This is a genomic window from Hymenobacter ruber (assembly GCF_054783255.1).
The window spans coordinates 1384690-1404485 of sequence record NZ_BAAGQX010000002.1 but is presented as its reverse complement, the minus strand read 5'-3'; the positions used below and the strand labels follow the sequence as shown (position 1 = coordinate 1404485).

At 57.6% G+C, this 19796-nt stretch carries 14 protein-coding genes and 1 tRNA gene; 8 read left to right on the top strand and 7 right to left on the bottom strand.

Annotation, left to right across the window (positions count from 1 at the left end; translation table 11 throughout):
* Positions 1-26 precede the first annotated feature (26 nt).
* Positions 27-296: a hypothetical protein gene (locus ACYVM5_RS06590; protein WP_460617325.1), complete on the bottom strand. Its 270-nt coding sequence runs from the start codon at positions 294-296 to the stop codon at positions 27-29.
* A 104-nt stretch (positions 297-400) separates the two neighbouring features.
* Between ACYVM5_RS06590 and ACYVM5_RS06585 the strand changes: the two genes are divergently transcribed.
* A tRNA-Gly gene (locus ACYVM5_RS06585) sits at positions 401-473 on the top strand.
* 395 nt (positions 474-868) lie between these two features.
* Here the strand turns inward: ACYVM5_RS06585 and ACYVM5_RS06580 are convergent.
* Both ACYVM5_RS06580 and ACYVM5_RS06575 read right to left on the bottom strand, forming a co-directional pair.
* Positions 869-1528: a hypothetical protein gene (locus tag ACYVM5_RS06580; protein ID WP_460617324.1), complete on the bottom strand. Its 660-nt coding sequence runs from the start codon at positions 1526-1528 to the stop codon at positions 869-871.
* Positions 1529-1543: 15 nt separating this feature from the next.
* On the bottom strand, positions 1544-2053 hold the full coding sequence (locus ACYVM5_RS06575) for a Panacea domain-containing protein (protein WP_460617323.1): 510 nt from the start codon (positions 2051-2053) through the stop codon (positions 1544-1546).
* A gap of 206 nt (positions 2054-2259) precedes the next feature.
* Between ACYVM5_RS06575 and ACYVM5_RS06570 the strand changes: the two genes are divergently transcribed.
* On the top strand, positions 2260-2802 hold the full coding sequence (locus ACYVM5_RS06570) for a hypothetical protein (protein ID WP_460617322.1): 543 nt from the start codon (positions 2260-2262) through the stop codon (positions 2800-2802).
* A gap of 503 nt (positions 2803-3305) precedes the next feature.
* Here ACYVM5_RS06570 and ACYVM5_RS06565 read toward each other — a convergent pair.
* From ACYVM5_RS06565 to ACYVM5_RS06550, 4 genes are all read right to left on the bottom strand, one after another.
* Complete coding sequence (locus tag ACYVM5_RS06565) at positions 3306-4523, bottom strand: hypothetical protein (protein WP_460617321.1); 1218 nt, start codon at positions 4521-4523, stop codon at positions 3306-3308.
* Between the two features lie 6 nt (positions 4524-4529).
* The gene (locus ACYVM5_RS06560) at positions 4530-4814 is read right to left on the bottom strand and encodes a helix-turn-helix domain-containing protein (protein WP_460617320.1); all 285 of its coding nucleotides are present in this window, start codon (positions 4812-4814) and stop codon (positions 4530-4532) included.
* Between the two features lie 68 nt (positions 4815-4882).
* Positions 4883-5860, bottom strand: coding sequence for a hypothetical protein (locus tag ACYVM5_RS06555; RefSeq protein ID WP_460617319.1), 978 nt, complete (start codon positions 5858-5860; stop codon positions 4883-4885).
* A gap of 21 nt (positions 5861-5881) precedes the next feature.
* Positions 5882-7252 carry a site-specific integrase gene (locus tag ACYVM5_RS06550; protein WP_460617318.1) on the bottom strand — a complete coding sequence of 457 codons (1371 nt, stop codon included), beginning with the start codon at positions 7250-7252 and terminating at the stop codon, positions 5882-5884.
* A 485-nt stretch (positions 7253-7737) separates the two neighbouring features.
* On the opposite strand from ACYVM5_RS06550, the gene ACYVM5_RS06545 reads away from it, so the two are divergent.
* The 6 genes from ACYVM5_RS06545 (at position 7738) to ACYVM5_RS06520 (ending at position 19789) form a co-directional block, all read left to right on the top strand.
* Positions 7738-10518, top strand: a complete 2781-nt coding sequence (locus ACYVM5_RS06545) for a hybrid sensor histidine kinase/response regulator transcription factor (RefSeq protein WP_460617317.1) — start codon at positions 7738-7740, stop codon at positions 10516-10518.
* Positions 10519-10721: 203 nt separating this feature from the next.
* The gene (locus ACYVM5_RS06540; RefSeq protein WP_460617316.1) at positions 10722-12044 is read left to right on the top strand and encodes an MFS transporter; all 1323 of its coding nucleotides are present in this window, start codon (positions 10722-10724) and stop codon (positions 12042-12044) included.
* 171 nt (positions 12045-12215) lie between these two features.
* On the top strand, positions 12216-13097 hold the full coding sequence (locus ACYVM5_RS06535; protein ID WP_460617315.1) for a carbohydrate kinase family protein: 882 nt from the start codon (positions 12216-12218) through the stop codon (positions 13095-13097).
* Between the two features lie 45 nt (positions 13098-13142).
* Positions 13143-14687, top strand: coding sequence for a glycoside hydrolase family 32 protein (locus tag ACYVM5_RS06530; RefSeq protein WP_460617314.1), 1545 nt, complete (start codon positions 13143-13145; stop codon positions 14685-14687).
* Positions 14688-14732: 45 nt separating this feature from the next.
* Complete coding sequence (locus tag ACYVM5_RS06525; protein ID WP_460617313.1) at positions 14733-16565, top strand: glycoside hydrolase family 13 protein; 1833 nt, start codon at positions 14733-14735, stop codon at positions 16563-16565.
* A 164-nt stretch (positions 16566-16729) separates the two neighbouring features.
* A complete protein-coding gene (locus ACYVM5_RS06520; RefSeq protein ID WP_460617312.1) occupies positions 16730-19789 on the top strand; it encodes a SusC/RagA family TonB-linked outer membrane protein in 3060 nt (1019 codons plus the stop codon).
* Positions 19790-19796: the final 7 nt, after the last annotated feature.

The following is a 19796-nucleotide window of genomic DNA, read 5'->3' as shown; positions in this document are numbered from 1 at the left end:
GCAAAGGTCGCGTTGCCGCCGGGGATTTAAAGTATCTCGTCGGCGTTGGGATTGCGGTGCACACTGGTGCCGCGCCGCATCCGCAGTCCCACGCGCATCAGCAAGCCGCTGGCCAGCAATCCTACCAGGTTCACCGACAGCATCAATGCCGAGGGGCTATCCGGACTGCCCGCATTCCAGGAATAGGCCCCGACGGCTACTTTCAGGAGTAAACCAATCCCCAAAAGCGCGCCGCTAAATATCAGCAGCAGGCCAACCAGGCGTTGGGTAGCAGGAGGGAGGGGAGGAGTGGCCATATCAGCCGGTCATACGATGCCCGCAAAGGTGAGGTTGGCCGTTTGCGTTTCCTTCGTTGCGATTCCGGTTCTTTGGCGTAATTTCGGGCCACCAAGATATCCCCGCGAGAGTAGCTCAGTTGGTAGAGCATCAGCTTCCCAAGCTGAGGGTCGCGAGTTCGAACCTCGTTTCTCGCTCATTGATTAACAGCCACTTAGCGCACTTGCTAGGTGGCTGTTTTGGTTTTTAATTACACGTTGAATTACACAAGTGTTTTCTAAGTCTAGCCAAGCGCCTTGCATTACCTGACTAGGTAGCCAATCAAGGTGCCCTTCACTAGTTGCCCCAAACTTGTTTTGTTAAACCGGGACAGGTGCTAATTACCCCCCGCACCCAATAGCCTAAGCTAAAGGCGGGCACTCGCAGCTACTAGGTGTTTTGCTCTTTATTGCCCTTCTACACTAGGTAGCCCTAAGCAACATAGAGGTGACTTAAAAGGTCTCCTCAACACGCGCAGGCGCACGCATGTAGCCGCGTGCATGACCCGCGCGCGTAGGGGCGCGTACGCGCGTAGGGGCGCGTAAAGGGGCGGTCAATTGTTACTATCAGGCTTGGGCAACCTAGGTCGCTTCGCCTTCCCATCAGCGCGAAAAGCAGATGGAGAATCTGCCGGGGAATTGGTTACTAGCGGGACCGGAGTAACTGAGGTATTTGCCGGGGGAGGAGTTACCGGCGCGGCTGGAGCAGCGCGAGGATAAAGTGCGTGCAGCCAATCAAACCAGAGCAAGTAAAATATGCCCCATTTGCCAACATAGCCTAAAACTCGCGGAGCAGAACCTCTACTAGAATCTGTGTACAGAGCAAATTGATAGACTGGCGGTAAGCCTTTTGTTCTACCTGACAACTTTGCTTGGAATTTTTCAATCAAGCCATGTTGAACCAATCTCCACCTATCCACTTCGTGGAAGTGGTATGCGTTACCGACAGATACGTCCCGTAACTCGCCATAAGTAAATTGACTTATCGTTTGGCAACATCTGAGCAACTCGATAAAGTCAAGCGCAGGAACGGAAGGGTTATTGAAGCAAAACCCACTTTGGCTAAACGAAATATAATCAAGCCCAAACACAGGCTTGAAATGATGATGGTCTGATAAACTAGGAATAGAGTCGTTCGGCTTGGTCTTAACACCTTGCGTTGTTATTTCCTCAAAGGCATCATCTCCAAAATCGTCTAAGTAGCTTGTTGCCATACAGCATTTTGGCTATTAAGCTTCTTGCTTCTTCTTGCGTAATGAGGAATAGTACTGACGCATTGCCTCGTGTGTAATCACCTTGTCGCAACGGTCAAAATCGTCTAATCCCTCGCGAGCATCTAACCAAGGGCGCTCACGGTGGCTCAAAATCTCTAAGGAAAAGGCTGACTGCGTGCCATACTTGGTCATAACCTCTTCGATTAAGCCCTGTTTCTCCAGCGTCAAGTTGTTATCGCGAGAGATAAGCTTCATCATGTCGTCAGCATCCAGCGCATCACGCTCATATTCATCTTTCAATGAAACGGGTTCAGCGCCGTGTTTTTTGAAGGCTTGATACACCGTAGGATATACAGGCCCATGACGCCAAGCCTGTGGCTCATCATTGAACAAGGGATTATTAAACACGGCAAGGTTCCACGCTTGAACGTAATACAGAAGCTTTTGCAACTTCTTATTGGTTATCAAGTCGCCTTTAGAATCGGAAAAGGCGATGATATATTTAGCAGCTTCTGAGGAAGTCATCGCACTAATTTTTTTGGCAATTGGAGTGCAAAAGTAACACTTAAATTAGTATTTTAGTGCTTAGCTGCTGCAACTACGACAATTGCTTCCGCTAAAGCTTCCTGCCCAATGAAAGTTTACTTAAAATAAGTATTTATACTGGTCTTACTGAGTGTTGTAATATTGTGCACTGCTGTTTAGGGATTCTAGTCCTGTATGCTCCTTTCATGAAAAAACTATTGATAACGCTGACCCTGTACCTCTTTATTGGGGAGGCTAGTGCTCAAAACTTCACATTGGCACAACTCATCGTCCTACATAATCAAGTGGACCTGCCGAGCGTACAAACTCGGTTAGAGCAATTGGGGTGGCGTTTCAGTGAATCATCGCCGGACGAGGAACAAGACCAGGTATCTTGGAAACACGCTCAGCCTAACAGCGTCAGCATGCGTCCTGCCGTGGTGAACGTGTTCTTCTGTAATCAAATAACCAACCGCTACTGTGACAGTCCCGACATACATGCAGATGGCAGCAATGCTCAACACGCCTTTATGGTGCTCTACCAACCATCGGCCAATGTATATCAAGCCATCAAGCAACAAGCAGTGCAAAATAAAATGCAGGTGGCCACCAGCGTCATGGAGAACGGGATTCGCTACCAATACACCGGTGCTACCTACGTTGTGACACTTTCAAATACAACCTATGACGATGGCTCCCCGCGCTACTTTGTAGAACTCCGACGAAAGACCTCCGTTGTCCCCGACTAATCAAAATGGCATGAACCTTCGGGGACGCTTCTGTTTAGTCGGTTTGTCCAACTTGTCGCTTTATTGTTTTGGGTTCAATACTGATAAAACAGCAGCGTTGTGAGTGCCTTACTGCGCCAAGTGTACCTGTTGAGCCAATTCTAACTAGTGGGTAAATCAAACCAGCAAACCCCGGTGGGCCTGATTGAAGCGGGCACACCCAACCGACTTGCTCAAAAATTTAATTTGTGTAGGTACAGCCAACTACTTGTTAAAACCGGGATAAACGCCCCCTTTCTAGGCATGCCATTACCCCATACAAACCGTGGGAATTACTAGTGCTGCTACTGAACTTTAGGAGCATAGTTACTAGCTATGGTTCAGACGCTTGTAATCAAATTGGTGCAGAGTCGTCGCGTGACCAAATTCCAATGGTTATTCCGGCTTGTTTGTAGCGCAGAAGTTGAGGCCATTTGCTCATAGTCGCCAGCCTTACCCAGCAGCCAGCATAACGACAACGCCGTTTACAAGCAAGCAAGCTGCCGAGTAAGGAGCTTCTGGTATTTGAGTGCTGCCGCCCGGCGCACGTTGTTGCGCGGGTTGCTATCGGCATTGCGGCAACGCTTACCAGCGGCTCCGTATAGTGCCTGACTGCAAAACAGTGAATTCGCCTGTTGTCCTGAAATATCCCGCCCGCACGTCTTGCACCGTCGTACCGTCGCGCTAGCTTCTGCGATTCCCACTTCTTCCCCTATAATCAAGGGGTTAAAACCGGGAAAGGCTACCCTCACCGGCTCAGTTGATAGGTCGGTTAATTCCGGGATAAATGCCTTCGCCCGGCCTGTTGATTCCGAAATGGGTTGGGCCGCCATTCGCAGTCGTTCCCATCGTTCCGGTAGGTCGGCAGCTACCACCATTGCCAGCGTATCAGGAGCGTGTAGGGCAGTCAGTTCACGGTAACGTTGGCGGTTCTTGCGCAGGCTGGCCGGATGCTCCTTGCGTAGGGTCTGCCAATAGTTCGAACGGCTGCCCGCAGTCAGCAATCGTTGTTCAGCATTAGAGAGGCTGGCCGGAACTGCTACAGCTGCAAACAGGGTATCTTGGAATGCTTGTGCCAGCAGTACCCCCAGTTGCCGCAGGCACTCAGGGTTGGCAAGGTCAGCCAGCGTAACAACCCCGGCATCACTTAGCCACACCATTCGCGTAACCTTCACTTCGACGCGCAGCAGTGGGCCCGGTGGTGGGTGGTTTATTGCCACCAAGTGCCGTTGCTTGTCGTAGAGCTTGAGATAGTACTGTTGCGCGGCAGCGTTTAAGTAGTAACCTGCTCCTCCAAAATGCTCAATGCTGAACGGCAAGGTTTTGTAGAGTACAGCCCTACTCAGCAAGTTTGTGGCCGATTCCGGCAGCGGCACGTTCAATCCGAACTCCACCGTTCGCAACGTGGCTTGCTCCGGCCGAAACCCAAAGGCGTGCGCTAGTTCGGCAATGGTGGCCGCCACGTTCCACGCCGGAAAGTCGTCGCCGTTATGCAAGCCGTGGGCGTACTTATGCAAGCTGCCCGCAATAGTAGCCCGGCCGCCCGTAAAGGTTTCAAACAGCAAGTGCCGGTACCGGGCTTGGCTACGGGGCGAAACCTCGCCCGTCTGGCAACCGACGGAAGTAGAGAAGTTCAGGTCTGGATGCTTCGCCCAGGCGGCCCCTACTTTGGGAGGCAGCTCGATTTTTACGAAGTCAATCATTACCTGCTACTTGGTAGCGGTTACTTCACCGCGCCGCCCAACCGCTACCCATGCCAGCAGTTCGGCTCGGTCAAAATAGAGTTTGTTTCCCCGTTTGCTGTGTGGAATGCCCCGCGCCGATACTAGCGCGTAGATGCGCGGCTTGCTTAGCCGGGTTACTTCTTGGGCAAGCTCAATCCCGCCAACGTGGGCAGTAGGTTCGTGCTGACTTCCCAGCTTATCCAGAATTTGAAGTGCTAGGGTTTCCAAGTGGCCCAGTCTGGTGCTGAGTGTTTCAAAGGGGTTTTGCATTGCTTGCGTCTGTTAGTTTGACGGCCCAAAACTCCCTGAAGGCAAATGCGGTAATCGGTTATAATCGGTTACGAAATTCTTGCTTCTATTGTATTAATCTCGTTTTCAGCCTTTTCCCTTGCGGCTCCATCCAAGTAAGGCAGGGCGGCTTGAATACGCGCAATCATGTTACGGCCCTTCCTAGCGGTATCGTTGCCAAACCCAATCCGGTTTTCTTGTGTCGAGTAATTGCAGTAGTTGTTATACAGGCTGTCACCGCTAGCATAGCCAGCCTCCTGGGCAAGCCGGTTTGCTTGCGCTCCACGTTGTACCGTTTCGCCCTTGTAGAGTATAATTAGAGCCAGCGTGGACAATGAGACTTTGCCTTTCTTCTCTTTAGGTGCTGGAATGAAAACAGTGGTTTGTAACTGTTGCCGTCGCGCCTCAATTTGCCTTCTCACAGCTTGCAATACGCTGCCAACCACTACCGCTGGCACAGGCCGCCGATTAGCAACCGCAAGACCAGGACAGGAAATAAATAAGCCGGCGGCGTTCTTCGTGCTATCCCAGTTTTGAAAAAAGGCTTCTAGCCGTTCGGGTCCAAGTAATCCCATGTCTACATTCCGACCAGTGCCAGATACATGGTATAAGCTGTAATTCGCTAAGTAGGTAGCCACTTTGCCCACTATCGCACTCAACTGGTCGCAGTCCATTTCGTCGGCATCTTGCAGCCAGTCAGAAACCCTTGCAGCCACCGTAGCTTCCTCATCAACCAACTGCCCAGCAAAGTGAAATAGAAACTTATCGCTATAAAGGCTCGGTGGGTCAGCAAAGGCTTGGCGGCCGTCATCAGAAACCCAGCCGCCTGCCCCGTCCTCTGGTAGACCTTTCGGCTGGTAAGTGGCGGTAGGGGCTGGATTTACTAGTTCCTCGCGCCAACCATGTTGCCAAAGGTCATCCCAGTTCGCACAGTTTTCCGCTTCACGGCCAAAATGGGCTACAAATGCTGCCTCTTCATCAGCCGCTGCCTGTTTTCGCCTCGCTAGTTCTTCGCTGTAAGAAGCCATCCGTAAAGGTCAAAGGCAGAATTAAAGTAGCCCCTCATAAGCGGCATCAACCATTTCTGAGGCAAAGCTATCCAAGTACACAGCCGTTACCGCTTCTGAGCTATGGCCCATTGCCTGACTGATAACGCCAGTTGCGGCCCCGCTCATCTTCAAAGTGGTGGCGAAGCTATGACGGGCCACGTAAGTAGTGAGGGGCGTTGCAATGCCAGCCGCTTGCCCCAGCGTTTTCAAATCCTGGTTCACTTGCCCTAGCACTTTATGCAGCCTGTTTTTGACTTGCGTAGGGTTGCTATGCTTAGCCGGGTCAAGTATGGGGAAAACGTAACTTGTGGGCGTGGCAAAGGTCAGCGGTTGATAGGCAGCCGCAATTGCAGCGGCGGGGGCCAGCAGTCGCAGTGAGAACTTGCCGCCCGTCTTTTGGCGCACGTAATGGAGGCGGTCAGGGTGGCCGCTGCCTACGGCAGTCCCACTTAGGTTGTGCCAGCGTAGCTGAGCCAAGTCCACGAAATTGATACCCCCGCAGTAGAAGGAAAATAGGAACACGTCCTTTGCCAGCCGTTGCCGCTCATTGGCTGGCTCCAATGCTTCGAGTAGGCGTAATTCGTCGCGACTTATAGCCCGCTTCGCCGTGCTCACATCAAACTTGCCGACCTGCAACTTGTGCTTCTCTGCTACGGTGCGGGCGAATGGGTAAGAAGCCGCCTTCATTAGTCCCGCTGCTATGGCTTGATTGAGCACCGCCCGCAACGTGCGAAACCGGAGCGACAAGGTTATTTCCTTGATGCCAGTAGCGCGTAGCGTCTGCTCCCATTCGTGGCAGAACGATACATTGACTTTTTCAAGGGGCACATCGTAGCTGGTCAACCAGGTGGCCCAAGCGTCGGCCTGCCCCCGGCCTGCTGGTGGGGTAGGGGCGTTAGATTCAGCGGCCACAAATTTGGCAAGCTGGTTGCGTAAGTCCCGGTACACCGTAGCATTGCCCGTCTGCCCGGTTTTGAGGTAATTAGCGCTTAGCTCGTCGCAGTAGGCCAGCAGCTTCACGCGCCGCGCTGCCTTGCGAACCTCATTGCCCTTAAGCGCTACCGCTGCCACGTCGTGTTGCTCGTCGGCTTCTGCCTTTTCTTCGGCGGCCGTGCTAAATCTAGCTTCCCATTCAGCAATTTTTTTCAATAGCTTCTCGCGGGCTGGTTCTGGGTAAGACTTACGGACTTCCTTTTTGAGCGGGTTCCAGTATTTGGGGTGCAGCGTTAAGCCGGTGGCAATGTACTGGCGCTTGCGGTCTTTCGTAATGCGAAGGAAAAACGGGTGCGAACCATCGGCCAGCTTGTTGCTGGTGTAGTACACCACTTTCACCGTCGCCTTGCCTTCCTTGTATTCTGTCGTCTTACCCATGCTGTAAAATCCGCATGTCATCAATTACACGGCGAATTACACAAATGTAGTAAGAAGGGGGGTAATGACAATAAGCCGTGATAGGCTGAGGGTATCAAAAACAGCGTTTTAGCTACCGCTAAGGGCTATTAGCAATTATCAATTACACTAATTACATAGCTTCCCAAGCTGAGGGTCGCGAGTTCGAACCTCGTTTCTCGCTCATTCGAAAACAGCCACCTAGCTACAACGCTGGGTGGCTGTTTTGCTTTTGGCCTCCACCGTTATTCGTAGCATCAGCATCTCCTGTCTTGTCATAAAACGTGCTGGGTGCTAAAAAATCGAATGCTATACCCTCGTTGTTTGCATGAGGAAATGGTCAGGAAAACCCTGCTGTTCACCAGGATTTATTTAAGTCATCATATAATGTGTAGTTTGCAGCAGGCATGGGCTGTTGGCTCACCTGAATAACGCGTTTACCCCGTAGTTTTTATTCTGGAATATAAGTGGCTGATTTTCTGAGGTTGGTATGGTGTCGGGCACTGCTGCTACTACAAGTAGGAGTATTGTTGGGAGGCTGCGCCGCTTCTCCGCCCGAACCCGTTTACCGCATCGGCTTTTCGCAGTGCACCATGGGCGACGACTGGCGCCGGGCCATGCTGGCGGGCATGGAAAAGGAGCTGAGCTTCCATCCCAACGTGCAGTTTCAGGTGCTTGACGCCCACAACGACAGTGAGTTGCAGCGCCAGCAGGTCGAGCAGTTGATTAAGGACAAGGTCGACCTGCTGATTATTTCCCCCAACCAATCCGGCCCGCTCACGGCCCTCACCGAAACGGCTTACAACCAAGGTATTCCGGTAGTGATACTGGACCGGCGCACCACTTCGCGCCTGTACACGGCCTACGTGGGCGGCAACAACCTGGAGGTGGGCCGCACGGCCGGCCGCTACGTGGCCCAGCTACTGCACCAGCGCGGCCAAGTGCTCGAAATACTGGGTCGGCCGGGTTCCTCGCCGGCCACCGACCGCGCCAAGGGCTTTGCGCAGGTGCTGGCTGCTTACCCCGACATTCACCTAACGGCCGAGGTGGCCTGTGACTGGCAGCCCGCCTCGGTGCTGCGCCAGCTGCCGGCTGTGCTACGGGTGCACCCCGAAACGGAGCTGATTTTTGCTCACAATGACCCCATGGCGCGTGCTGCTTACCAAGTGGTGAGTCGATTGCAGTTGCCACACCCCGTACGTATCATCGGAGTAGATGGGCTGGCCGGACCGGGCAACGGCCTGCAGCTAGTGGAAGACGGCATATTGAACGCCACCATGCTCTACCCCACGGGCGGCGAGGAGGCCATTCGGACGGCCCTGCGCATCCTGCGCCACGAGCCTTTCGAGAAGGAAAACATGCTGGAAACCATGGTCATAGACTCGGCCAACGTAGGGCCGATGCGCGCCCAGACCGAGCAATTGGCCATTCAACAGCACGACCTGCGGCGGCAGCAGCAGCAGCTCGAATCGGAGATGCGCCGCTACGCCAGCCAGCGCACGGCCGTGTATTTGCTGCTGACCAGCTTGTTGATTGCTACGCTTTTGGGCGCGTCGGCGTGGCGGGCGTTGCGCCTCAACCGGCGCATCCGGCGGCAGCTGGAGCAGCAGAACGCCGAAATCAGCACCCAGCGCAACCAGATTGAGCAGCTGGCCGAAGCCGGCCGCCGCACCGCAGAGGAAGCCAGCCGCTCCTCCGAGGCCAAGCTGCGGTTCTTTACCAACTTCTCGCACGAGTTGCGCACGCCGCTCACCCTCATTCTGGGGCCGGTCGAAGAACTGCTGACCGATGGCGCCGACCTCTCGGACGGGCAGCGCCAAGACCTGCAGCTGGTGCGCCGCAACGCCCAGCGGCTGCTGCGGCTGGTGAACCAGCTCATGGATTTTCGCAAAATTGACGTGGGCAGGATGTCGGTGCGGGCCACCGAGGGCAACCTCGTCGACTTCGTGCGCGAGCTGATGGACGTGTTTGAGAAAACGGCGCGGCGGCGCAACATTACTTACCGTTTTCTGCCCGCCGAGCCGGTGGTGCAACTCTGGTTCGATGGCGAAATTCTGGACAAGGTGTTTTTCAACCTCTTATCCAATGCCTTTAAATACACGCCCGATGGCGGCCACATCACGGTGAGCCTGCAGCCCGATTTGGTGGCCCACGTGGTGCGCGTGAGCGTGGAGGACACCGGCCGCGGCATTGCCGAAGTCGACCAGCCGCACGTGTTTGAGTGGTTTTACCAGGGTACCCGGTCGTCGGCTAACAGTTCCGGTATCGGGCTGGCGCTGGCCGAGGGCCTGACCCGGCTGCACGAGGGCTCACTCACCTTTCGGACCGAGCCGGGCCATGGTACCACCTTCGAGGTGAAACTGCCCCTGGCCCGTCCCGCCACCTTCCTCGAAGCCGACCCCGACTCGCGCCCGGCCCCCACCGCCGAGCTGCTGCCCGACGACGAGCTCGCCGAGCCCGCCCCGCCGCTGGCCCGCACCGATGCCACCGCCCTGGTGATAGAGGACAACGACGACGTGCGTAGCTTCCTGCTCCAGAAGCTGCAACCTTATTTCCAGGTCAGCTCCGCCGCCGATGGCCTCACCGGCCTGCGCCTGGCCGGCGAAACCATCCCCGACGTGGTGGTGTGCGACGTGAACCTGCCCGGCCTGAGCGGCCTGGAAGTGGTGGCCCAGCTGCGGGCCGACTGGCGCACCTCGCACATTCCATTGGTGCTGCTCACGGCCCGCAGCGCGCCCGAGGAGCAGGTGGCCGGCGTGCAGGCCGGAGCCGACCTCTACCTCACCAAACCATTCAACCCCACCTTTTTAGTGGAAAGCCTGCGCACGCTGCTGCGCAACCGCGACCAGCAGCGCGAGCATTTCCGCCGCGAACTGAGCGTGGACACCGCCACCGTGGCCCCGCAGCGCGTCGACCAGAAATTCCTCGCCGACCTCACCGCCATCATCGAAGCCAACCTCGACCAGCCCACCCTGAGCGTGGACGATGTGGCCCGCAGCCTGGGCGTGTCCCAGATGCAGCTCTACCGCAAAGTGAAAGCCCTGCTCGGCACCGGCGTGTCGGACTATATCCAGAGCCTGCGCCTCACCAAAGCCCGGCTGCTGCTGCTGCAGGAAGGCAGCACCATTGCCGAAATCGCCTACCTCACCGGTTTTTCCTCGCCCTCGTACTTCTCCACCGCCTTCAAAGGCAAGTATCAGGTGTCGCCTTCGGAGTATAAAGCCCTCCACACCCCCGCGCGCAGCTGAAATATTTTTGCAAATCGGGTCAGATTAATGAAAGGCAAGCCAAATCGGCTTGCCTTTTTTCGTGAATTAAAATACTGATAAACAAAAGATTGTTTTCAAAACCAGCTTATGTTGGAATTCTGCAAGCAATTGAAAGAAACGAGCAAGCCTTTGGGAAACCCGCACCGGACTTTTGAGCCAACCTCATCTCGTCCCGCATTCTCATGGTGCAGCGCAAAGTCCTTTTCTGGTCCATCGTCACGGCACTCGGCGGCTTCCTGTTCGGCTTCGATACGGCGGTCATATCGGGCGCAGAGAAAGCCATCCAGCAACTCTGGCACCTGAGTGCGGTTGAGCACGGCTTCACCATTTCCATTGCCCTTATCGGCACGGTGCTGGGGGCCATTTTCGGCGGTATTCCCTCCGATGCGCTCGGGCGGCGGCAGACGTTGCGGTGGATTGCAGTCTTGTATTTGGTATCGGCGGTAGGGGCGGCGTTGGCCCCGGCTTGGGTGCCGTTCATGGTGTTTCGGTTTTTGGGCGGGCTAGGAGTAGGGGCGTCGTCAGTGACGGCACCGCTCTACATCTCCGAGATTTCGCCGGCCGAATCGCGGGGCAAGCTGGTGGGCTTGTTCCAGTTCAACATCGTGTTCGGCATCCTTGCCGCCTACCTCTCCAACTACCTGCTGGCCAACGTGGGCGAGCATTCCTGGCGCCTGATGCTGGGCGTGCAGGCCGTGCCGGCGGTGCTGTTCCTCCTGTTCCTGTTCAGGGTGCCCGAAAGCCCGCGCTGGCTGCTGCTGCACGGTCGCCTCGACGAAGGCCGCGACGTGCTGCGCATCATCAACCCCACCACCGTGGATGCCGACGTGGCCGCCATTCTCACCTCGCAGGCGCACGATGCCGGCCAGGATGAGTCGCTCTGGAGCGCGCAGTACCGCACGCCGGTGCTGCTGGCCGTGGCCTTCGCCTTTTTCAATCAAGTCTCTGGCATCAATGCCATTATCTACTACGCCCCGCGCATTTTCGAGATGACCGGGCTGGGGCAGGGGGCGGCGCTGCTGTCGTCGGCGGGCATTGGGCTGGTCAATTTCATCTTCACCTTGCTGGGCGTCAATCTGATTGACCGGTTTGGGCGGCGCACGCTCATGCTGGTGGGCTCGGTGGGGCTCATTGCCACGCTGGGGCTGGTGGCGCGGGCCTTCTACACGCAGCAGTTTGGCGGGGTGCTGGTGCCGGTGCTGCTGTTCGTGTACATCGCCTTTTTCGCCTTCTCGCAGGGCGCGGTTATCTGGGTTTTCATCTCTGAAATTTTCCCTAACGCGGTGCGGGCCAAGGGACAGGCGCTGGGTTCGAGTACGCACTGGGTGATGGCCACTGTCATCGCTTTCACTTTCCCCTGGTTTGCCGAGCACCTCGGCGGGGGCAACACCTTCGCATTCTTCTGCGGCATGATGGTGCTGCAACTCATTTTCGTCCTGCGCTTTATGCCCGAAACCAAGGGTACCAGTCTGGAGCAGGTCGATAAAGCGTTGGTCATGCACTAGCACGCCCATCTGTCATCCTGAGTGCAGCGAAGGACCTTATTACAGCTGAAAAATTTGCAGTAAATCAATTGACGCGGACATGATAAGGTCCTTCGCTCTGCTCAGGATGACAGCCGATTAATTGACTCGCCACCACTCACACTCTCACCTCCAAAACCCACCCCTCACGCCATGGCCATTGCTTGCTTCGGAGAAATGCTCTGGGACGTGCTGCCCACCGGAAAGCAACCGGGCGGGGCCCCGCTCAACGTGGCGGTGCACCTGCGCAATTTTGGGCTTGAAGCGCAGCTTATCAGCCGCGTGGGGCACGACGATTTGGGGACTGAGCTACTGGCCTTTGTGGAAAGCAAAGGGCTGAGCACGAAGTATGTGCAGCGCGGCGAAACTCACCTCACGGGTGTAGTGAAAGCCAACGTGAGCAATACCAACGAGGTAACTTATAAGATAGTCCAGCCGGTGGCCTGGGACTACATCCAGTATGAACCCGCACTTAGCGACTTGGTTCAGGGGGCCGAAGCCTTCGTCTTTGGCAGCTTAGCTGCTCGCAGTCCGGTGAGCCGCGAAACCTTGTATCGCCTGCTGCAACAGGCGCCACTGAAGGTCTTCGACGTCAATCTTCGGCCCCCTCATTATTCGCGCGACGTGGTGCAATACCTCTTGCGCCACGCCGACATCGTGAAACTCAACCACCACGAGCTGACCGAAATTATGGAATGGTTCGGGGCCAGCCCGGCCGAAGAAACGGCTCTGGAATGGTTGGCGGCCCGCTTCCAGCTGCAAGCCGTGTGCGTGACCAAAGGCGCCGACGGTGCCGCGCTCTGGACCGGTGGGCAGTTCTACCGCAGCCCCGGCATCGCCGTGGCCGTGCAGGACACCATCGGCAGCGGCGATGCTTTCTTGGCAGCGCTGCTCCGGGGCCTGCTGAGCCACCAGCCGCCCGCCGACAATCTTGCTTTTGCCTGCGCGGCAGGCTCGCTGGTCGCCACTTTTCAGGGGGCCACGCCGGCAATTTCCGAAAGCATGGTGCGCGAATTGGCCGGCGCTACTGCCTGATTATCTGACTTTACTATCTGCCTCAAGTTGCCCATTTCCCACCTGATGAACCGATTGCTCCTCTGCGCTTTGCCTCTGCTCGTGAGCATCTCCAGCCCGGCCCAAACCCCGGTGCCGGCCACCGACCCGTACCGGCCGGTGTACCATTTTACGGCGCCCAAAAACTGGATAAACGACGCTAACGGCTTAGTGTATAGCAACGGCCAGTACAACCTGTTTTACCAGTACAACCCGCAGAGCGCCCAGCCCGGCCACCTGGCCTGGGGCCACGCCACCAGCCCCGACCTGCTGCACTGGACGCATCAGCCCGTAGCCCTGACTGAGTACGCCAGCCCTGACGGTAGTAATACCATGATTTTCTCGGGCAGCGCGGTGGTCGATAAAGACAACACCTCGGGCCTGTTTCCAGCGGGCAAAACCGACGGGTTGGTGGCCTTTTATACCGGCCACCAGGAGCGGGCCGGCGCGGTGGTGGCCCAGCACCAGAACCTAGCCAGCAGCCAGGACGGCGGCCGCACCTGGCAGCGCTACGCCGGCAACCCCGTGCTCGATATCGGCAGTAAGGAATTCCGGGACCCCAAGGTGTTCTGGTACGCGCCGCAGCAGAAGTGGGTGATGGCAACCGTGAAAGCCGACCGCCAGCAGGTGTACCTCTACGAATCGAAGAACCTGAAAAATTGGACCTTCCTGAGCCGCTGGGGCCGTGCCGGCAACACGGTGAAGGAGTGGGAATGCCCCGATTTGTTTGAGTTGCCCGTTCCCGGCGGCGGCACCAAATGGGTGCTGCTGATTTCGGCCGGCAACCCGGTGGAGCAGTTCCGGGGCCAGCAGTATTTCCTGGGGCAATTTGATGGTAAGACGTTTACGCCCGACCATGCTTACGAGGAGCCGGCTTACCTCGACTTCGGCAAAGACTATTTTGCCGCCGTCACCTTCAATAACGTGCCCGATGGCCGCCGCCTGCTGGTGGGCTGGGCCAACGACTGGGCCTACGCGCAGGCCGTGCCCACCGGCACCGAGTGGCGCGGCAGCTTCGCCGTGCCGCGCGAGCTGAGTCTGCGCCGCACCGCCGCCGGCCTCGTGCTGGCCCAGCAGCCCCTGGCCGAACTGCGCCGCCTGGGCAAAGAAACCCTGACCGTGAGAAGCCGCGACCTCAAGCCCGGCGCGGCCGGCTACGAGCTGCCCTTCCGCGGTGAGTCCTACGACCTGGAACTGACCTTGAAACCCGGCAAAGCCAATTTGCTCACCCTGAACCTGCTGCAAAGCGCCGATGAGAAAACGGTGCTGCGCTACGATGTAGCCAAGCAGGAACTGACGCTCGACCGGCGGCAGTCGGGCAACGTGGCCTTCCATCCCATGTTCGCCATGAGTCTCGAAACGGCCAAAGTACCCCTGCGCGATGGCCAACTTCAACTGCGCCTGCTAGTGGACAAGTCGGTGGTTGAGGTTTTCGCCCAGGATGGCGAAACCACGCTCACCGACCTGGTTTTTCCCCGGCAGCACACCGGCCGCATCACCCTTACTACCGACGGCCCGGCGCAACTAACCAGCTTGCGTCTGGCAGACCTCAGACAGCCCATAATGCCTTAGTGTTCTGCTTGTTAAAGAAGAAAAATTCTACTAAATTTTCGTATAATGTCATTTTCTTCGCTCGCCTTATTTCTGCTGAATGCCACAGGCCCGCAGTTGCGGCGGCTGGTGCCAAGCAGTGCGTTGCTGCTGGCGCTGGCGAGCTGCGGGCAGGTGGGGCAGAAAGCTGAAACGGCCGAAACGCCCACATCGGGCGCGGCTGCCGCAACGGACAGCACGGTGACTAAGAAACCCGATTGGTGGAAGGAAACGGTGGTGTACCAGCTCTATCCGCGCAGCTTTCAGGACAGCAACGGCGACGGCGTGGGCGACCTCAAGGGCATCAGCTCGCGGCTCGACTACCTGAAAAGTTTGGGCGTGGGGGCCGTGTGGCTGAACCCCATCTACGCTTCGCCTAATGATGACAACGGCTACGATATCAGCAACTACCGGCAGATTATGCCCGAGTTCGGCACCATGCAGGACTTCGATGCGCTGCTGAAAGGGATGCACCAGCGCGGCCTGAAGCTGGTGATGGACCTGGTGGTGAACCACAGCTCCGATGAGCACGAGTGGTTCAAGCAGTCGCGTAGCTCGCGTACCAGCCCTTACCGCGACTACTACTACTGGTGGCCCGCCGAAAAAGGCACGCCCCCGGCCCGCTACAGCACCTTCGACGTGAAGCGCAATGCCTGGCAGTACGACTCGCTCACCAACGCCTACTACCTGCACTATTTCTCGCGGAAGCAGCCCGACCTGAACTGGAACAACCCCAAGCTGCGCCAGGAAATCTACGCCATGATGAAGTTCTGGCTGGATAAGGGCATCGACGGTTTCCGCATGGATGCCTTCCAGTTTGTGGCCAAAGACCCCACGTTCCCACCCATGCCGGGCCTGAATGAGCGCAACTACACCAACGCCTACAACCACGGCCCGCACCTGCACGACTACCTCCAGGAGATGAACCGCGAGGTGCTGAGCAAGTACAACATCATGACCGTGGCCGAGGGAGCCGGCCGCAACCCTCAGGAGGCCATGCTCTTCGTGGACCCCGCCCGCCACGAGCTGAACATGACCTACCACTTCGATGCGGTGGGCGTGGGTAACTCGGCCGCTGGCTACAAGCTCATCGACCTCAAGCGCGTGTTCACACGTTGGGACAGCGCTTTTGCGGGCAAGGGCTGGCAGTCCATCTACCTCGGCAGTCACGACCAGCCGCGCATCGTGAGCAAGTTTGGCGACGACCGACCGGCTTTCCGTGCCGCCTCGGCTAAGCTGCTGAATACTTTCCTGCTCACCATGCGCGGCACGCCCTACTGCTACAACGGCGACGAACTGGGCATGACCAACATCGGCCTCACCAGCATCGCCGACTACCGCGACGTGGCTGCCCGCAACGGCTACCAGCTGGTGAAAGCCCAGGGCGGCAGCCTGCCGGCCTACCTCAAGGACCTAGCCCGCTTCTCGCGCGACAACAGCCGCACGCCCTTCCAGTGGAATGCCACGGCCCAGGCCGGTTTCAGCACGGGCACGCCCTGGCTTAAAGTCAACCCCAACTACCTCTCCATCAACGAGGCGGCGGAGGAGAAAGACTCAGCTTCGGTGCTGAACCACTTCCGCCGGGCCACGGCCCTACGCCGGGCGCACCCAGTGCTGGTGTACGGGCAGTACCAAGTGCTCGACGCGGCCAACCCGCACATCTACGCCTACACCCGCACCCAGGGGGCAGATAAGGTGCTGGTGGTGCTCAACTTCTCATCGGAACTGCGCAGCTGGGCCGTGCCCACGGGCTTGAAGCCTGCTGGGGCCGCCTGGCTCAATAACTATCCCACTACCCCTGCCGGCAGTCCGGCGCTGGCACTTCAGCCCTGGCAGGCCGTGGTGCTTCCGCTGCAGTAAAAACCCTGGCTTTTCGCAACAATTCATTCTTCTCACCTAACGCTGCAATACATGAATAGACCCGCCACTCGCTGCCCTCTCCGAAATCGTTTGCAGAAATCGTTTTTGGGGAATTGCCAACCACTTAGTGCTTAAAAATCTCCCACCATTTCACTTTTCACACCATGATAAACAACGTGTACAAACGGTACAATCCGTGCGAGCTGCCGGCCGCCCCGGCAGGCCGCGGCCCAACAACACTGCTGAAGCTCTTGCTGTTGGGAGCCTTATTTATCTTGTTTCCGCTGTTGAGCCAAGCCCAGGCCAACCGCACGATTTCAGGCAAGGTGACGGACGAAGCCGGCAGCGGCCTGCCTGGCGTCACGGTACTGGTGCCCGGTACTTCCATTGGCACCAGCACCGGGGCCGATGGCGGCTTCCAGCTCGATGTGCCGGCCACGGCCACCAAGCTCTCGTTTTCATTTGTGGGCTACTCCGCGCAGCAGGTCGACATCACGGGTAAGTCGTCGGTGTCGCTGGCGCTGAAAAGCGACGCGCAGGCGCTGAGCGATGTAGTGGTAGTGGGTTATGGCACGGTGCGGAAAAGTGACCTGACTGGTTCCGTAAGTGCCCTGTCGACCAAAGACTTCAACAAGGGGACCTATACCTCGCCCGACCAGTTGATTCAGGGGCGGGCCTCGGGCGTGCAGGTTACGCAGAACAGCGGCCAGCCCGGCGGGGCGGCCACCATCAAAATCCGGGGCAACTCGGCCGTGACGGGCACGGGTCAGCCGCTGTACGTGGTGGATGGGGTGCCGCTCGACGGGCGTTCGGCTCGCCCGGGCCTGAATACGGCCTTCGGCGACAGCCCCGACAGCAACCCGCTCAACTTCCTGAATCCGGCTGACATCGAAACGATTGACGTGCTGAAGGATGCCTCGGCTACGGCCATCTACGGCTCACGAGCCGCCTATGGCGTGGTTATCATCACGACCAAGCGGGGCAAGATTGGTGATGCCAAGCTGGACGTGAACGTATCGAGCGGCTTCTCCAACATCATGCGCCGCATCAAGGTGCTCAACGCTGACCAGTACCGCCAGGCGTTGGCCTACTACGGCGCCAGCGCCTCCAACGACAAGGGCCTGAGCAACGATGCCCTCGGGGCCATTCTGCAAACCGGCGCGGTGCAGAACTACAATACTTCCATCAACGGCGGCAACGAAAACGCGCGCTACCGCCTCTCGCTTGGCTACCTCGACCAGAAGGGCATCGTTAAGAAAACCGAGTTCGAGAAGTTCAGCACCAACTTCGTTACCAACATGAAGTTCCTGGAAAGCAAACGCCTGGGGATGGACATTAACGTCACGGCCAGCCAGTCGCGCGAGCAGCTGGCGCCTATCACCAACAACGGCGATTTCCGGGGCAGTCTCATTGGCCAGGCTTTGCAGTGGAACCCTACCGACTCGCTGTATAGCGCCAATGGCCAACCGGTGTCGCGCATCGGTAGCTCGGTTATCAACCCGGTAGCGCAGCAGGAATACTACAACGACAACTCGCGCGTGACCACGGCCCTGGCCTCGGTTTCGCCCTACTACAAGTTTACCGACTGGCTGGACTACCGGGCCCTGGTGGCCCTCAACTACAGCACCGGCATCCGTCGCACATCCATCGACCAGCGGCTCAACATTTCGGATTACCAGCGCCTGGGCTACGCCGCCGTGGGCACGAGCGAGCTGCAAACCCAGCAAATGACCCACACGCTGAATTTCAACCGGAAAATTGGGGAGGATTTCAACGTGACAGCCTTGCTGGGCTACGAATACACCCGGTTCAACTACTCGGGCACGAACCTGAACGGGCGCGGCCCGGTGGATGCCGCCGGCAACCCCATCGGCTTCGGCACCTACGGGCTGGACTACACCAACTACCTGCAGTTCTCTAACTCTTCGGGCCGCAACATTTCGTCGTTTGTCGACCCCGTTTCCGAGTTGCAGTCGTTCTTTGGCCGGGCCACGCTGAACTACCGGGGCCGGTACCTGCTCACGGCCACCCTGCGGCGCGACGGCAGTACCAAGTTTGGCGACAACAACAAATACGGCTACTTCCCGTCGGTATCGGCGGCCTGGGACCTCAGCCAGGAGAGCTTCTTCAAAACGGAGGCCATCAATCAGTTCAAGCTGCGGGTGGGCTACGGCCGCACCGGCAATCAGGAGTTTCCGGCCGGGGCCTCGCGCAAGCAGTTCTCGTTCCTGGCCAATAGCAACGGTGGCACGGGCCAAATCACCAACGACAACGCCGACCTGAAGTGGCAGTCGGATGCCCAGTACGACGCGGGCGTTGACCTGGCCCTGTTCAACAACCGTGTGACCCTGACCGCCGACTACTTCTACAAGAAGACGACGGACCTGCTCTATCCCACCGCTCCGATTCAGCCCGCTGCCCCCGGCGGCCCCATCACCTGGAAAAACCTGCCCGGTTCCATCATCAACAAGGGCGTGGAACTGGTGGCCGGCGTAACGGCCGTGGAAAGCCCCAGTTTCGGGGTGAGCTTCACTGGCAACGCGACCTTCATCAAGAACACGGTGCAGGACCTGCCGGGGGTTATCCAGACGGGCGCACTCAGCGGCCAGGGTCTGTCGGGCGTAACTGTGGAGGTGATTCAGAGCGGCCTGCCCATCAATGCGTTCTACACGCAGGAATTCCAGCGGGTTGACGAAAGTGGTCAGTCGGTGTACACCGACGGCGGCATATTCCGCTACCTGGGCAACCCCAATCCCACCGCGCTGGCGGGCTTGGGCACCACCCTGCGGTTCCAAAAGCTGTCGCTGACGGGCAACTTCAACGGCGTGTTTGGCAACAAGATTTACAACAACACCTTCAACAGCGTGCTTAACGTGAGCCAGATTCAGAGCGGTAAAAACATTGCCCTGGCCAACTACGAGGCCGGCGTGAAGGAATCGCTCAGCAACCGGCTGGCGCCCTCGTCGCGCTTCCTGGAAAGCGGCAACTACGTGAAGCTTACCAATGTTACGCTGTCGTATGGCCTGGGCGACCTCGGCAAGGTCTTCAAAGGAGTCAACGTCTACGCCATCGGCCAGAACCTGTTCGTTATCACGAAGTACTCGGGTTTCGACCCGGAAGTGAACACCAACAAAACGGTGGGCGGCGTGCCCTCGGCCGGCATCGACTACACCGGTTACCCCACGGCCCGCACCTTCACGTTCGGCGTCAATTTCTCTCTGTAAATCAAAT

What these genes read in the sequence shown, in the direction of transcription:
- ACYVM5_RS06590 (WP_460617325.1), bottom strand. Translation starts at nt 296, where the DNA reads ATGGCCACTCCTCCCCTCCCTCCTGCTACCCAACGCCTGGTTGGCCTG.
- ACYVM5_RS06525 (WP_460617313.1), top strand. Translation starts at nt 14,733, where the DNA reads ATGTCATTTTCTTCGCTCGCCTTATTTCTGCTGAATGCCACAGGCCCG.
- ACYVM5_RS06535 (WP_460617315.1), top strand. Translation starts at nt 12,216, where the DNA reads ATGGCCATTGCTTGCTTCGGAGAAATGCTCTGGGACGTGCTGCCCACC.
- ACYVM5_RS06580 (WP_460617324.1), bottom strand. Translation starts at nt 1,528, where the DNA reads ATGGCAACAAGCTACTTAGACGATTTTGGAGATGATGCCTTTGAGGAA.
- ACYVM5_RS06560 (WP_460617320.1), bottom strand. Translation starts at nt 4,814, where the DNA reads ATGCAAAACCCCTTTGAAACACTCAGCACCAGACTGGGCCACTTGGAA.
- ACYVM5_RS06520 (WP_460617312.1), top strand. Translation starts at nt 16,730, where the DNA reads ATGATAAACAACGTGTACAAACGGTACAATCCGTGCGAGCTGCCGGCC.
- ACYVM5_RS06530 (WP_460617314.1), top strand. Translation starts at nt 13,143, where the DNA reads ATGAACCGATTGCTCCTCTGCGCTTTGCCTCTGCTCGTGAGCATCTCC.
- ACYVM5_RS06555 (WP_460617319.1), bottom strand. Translation starts at nt 5,860, where the DNA reads ATGGCTTCTTACAGCGAAGAACTAGCGAGGCGAAAACAGGCAGCGGCT.
- ACYVM5_RS06570 (WP_460617322.1), top strand. Translation starts at nt 2,260, where the DNA reads ATGAAAAAACTATTGATAACGCTGACCCTGTACCTCTTTATTGGGGAG.
- ACYVM5_RS06540 (WP_460617316.1), top strand. Translation starts at nt 10,722, where the DNA reads ATGGTGCAGCGCAAAGTCCTTTTCTGGTCCATCGTCACGGCACTCGGC.
- ACYVM5_RS06550 (WP_460617318.1), bottom strand. Translation starts at nt 7,252, where the DNA reads ATGGGTAAGACGACAGAATACAAGGAAGGCAAGGCGACGGTGAAAGTG.
- ACYVM5_RS06565 (WP_460617321.1), bottom strand. Translation starts at nt 4,523, where the DNA reads ATGATTGACTTCGTAAAAATCGAGCTGCCTCCCAAAGTAGGGGCCGCC.
- ACYVM5_RS06575 (WP_460617323.1), bottom strand. Translation starts at nt 2,053, where the DNA reads ATGACTTCCTCAGAAGCTGCTAAATATATCATCGCCTTTTCCGATTCT.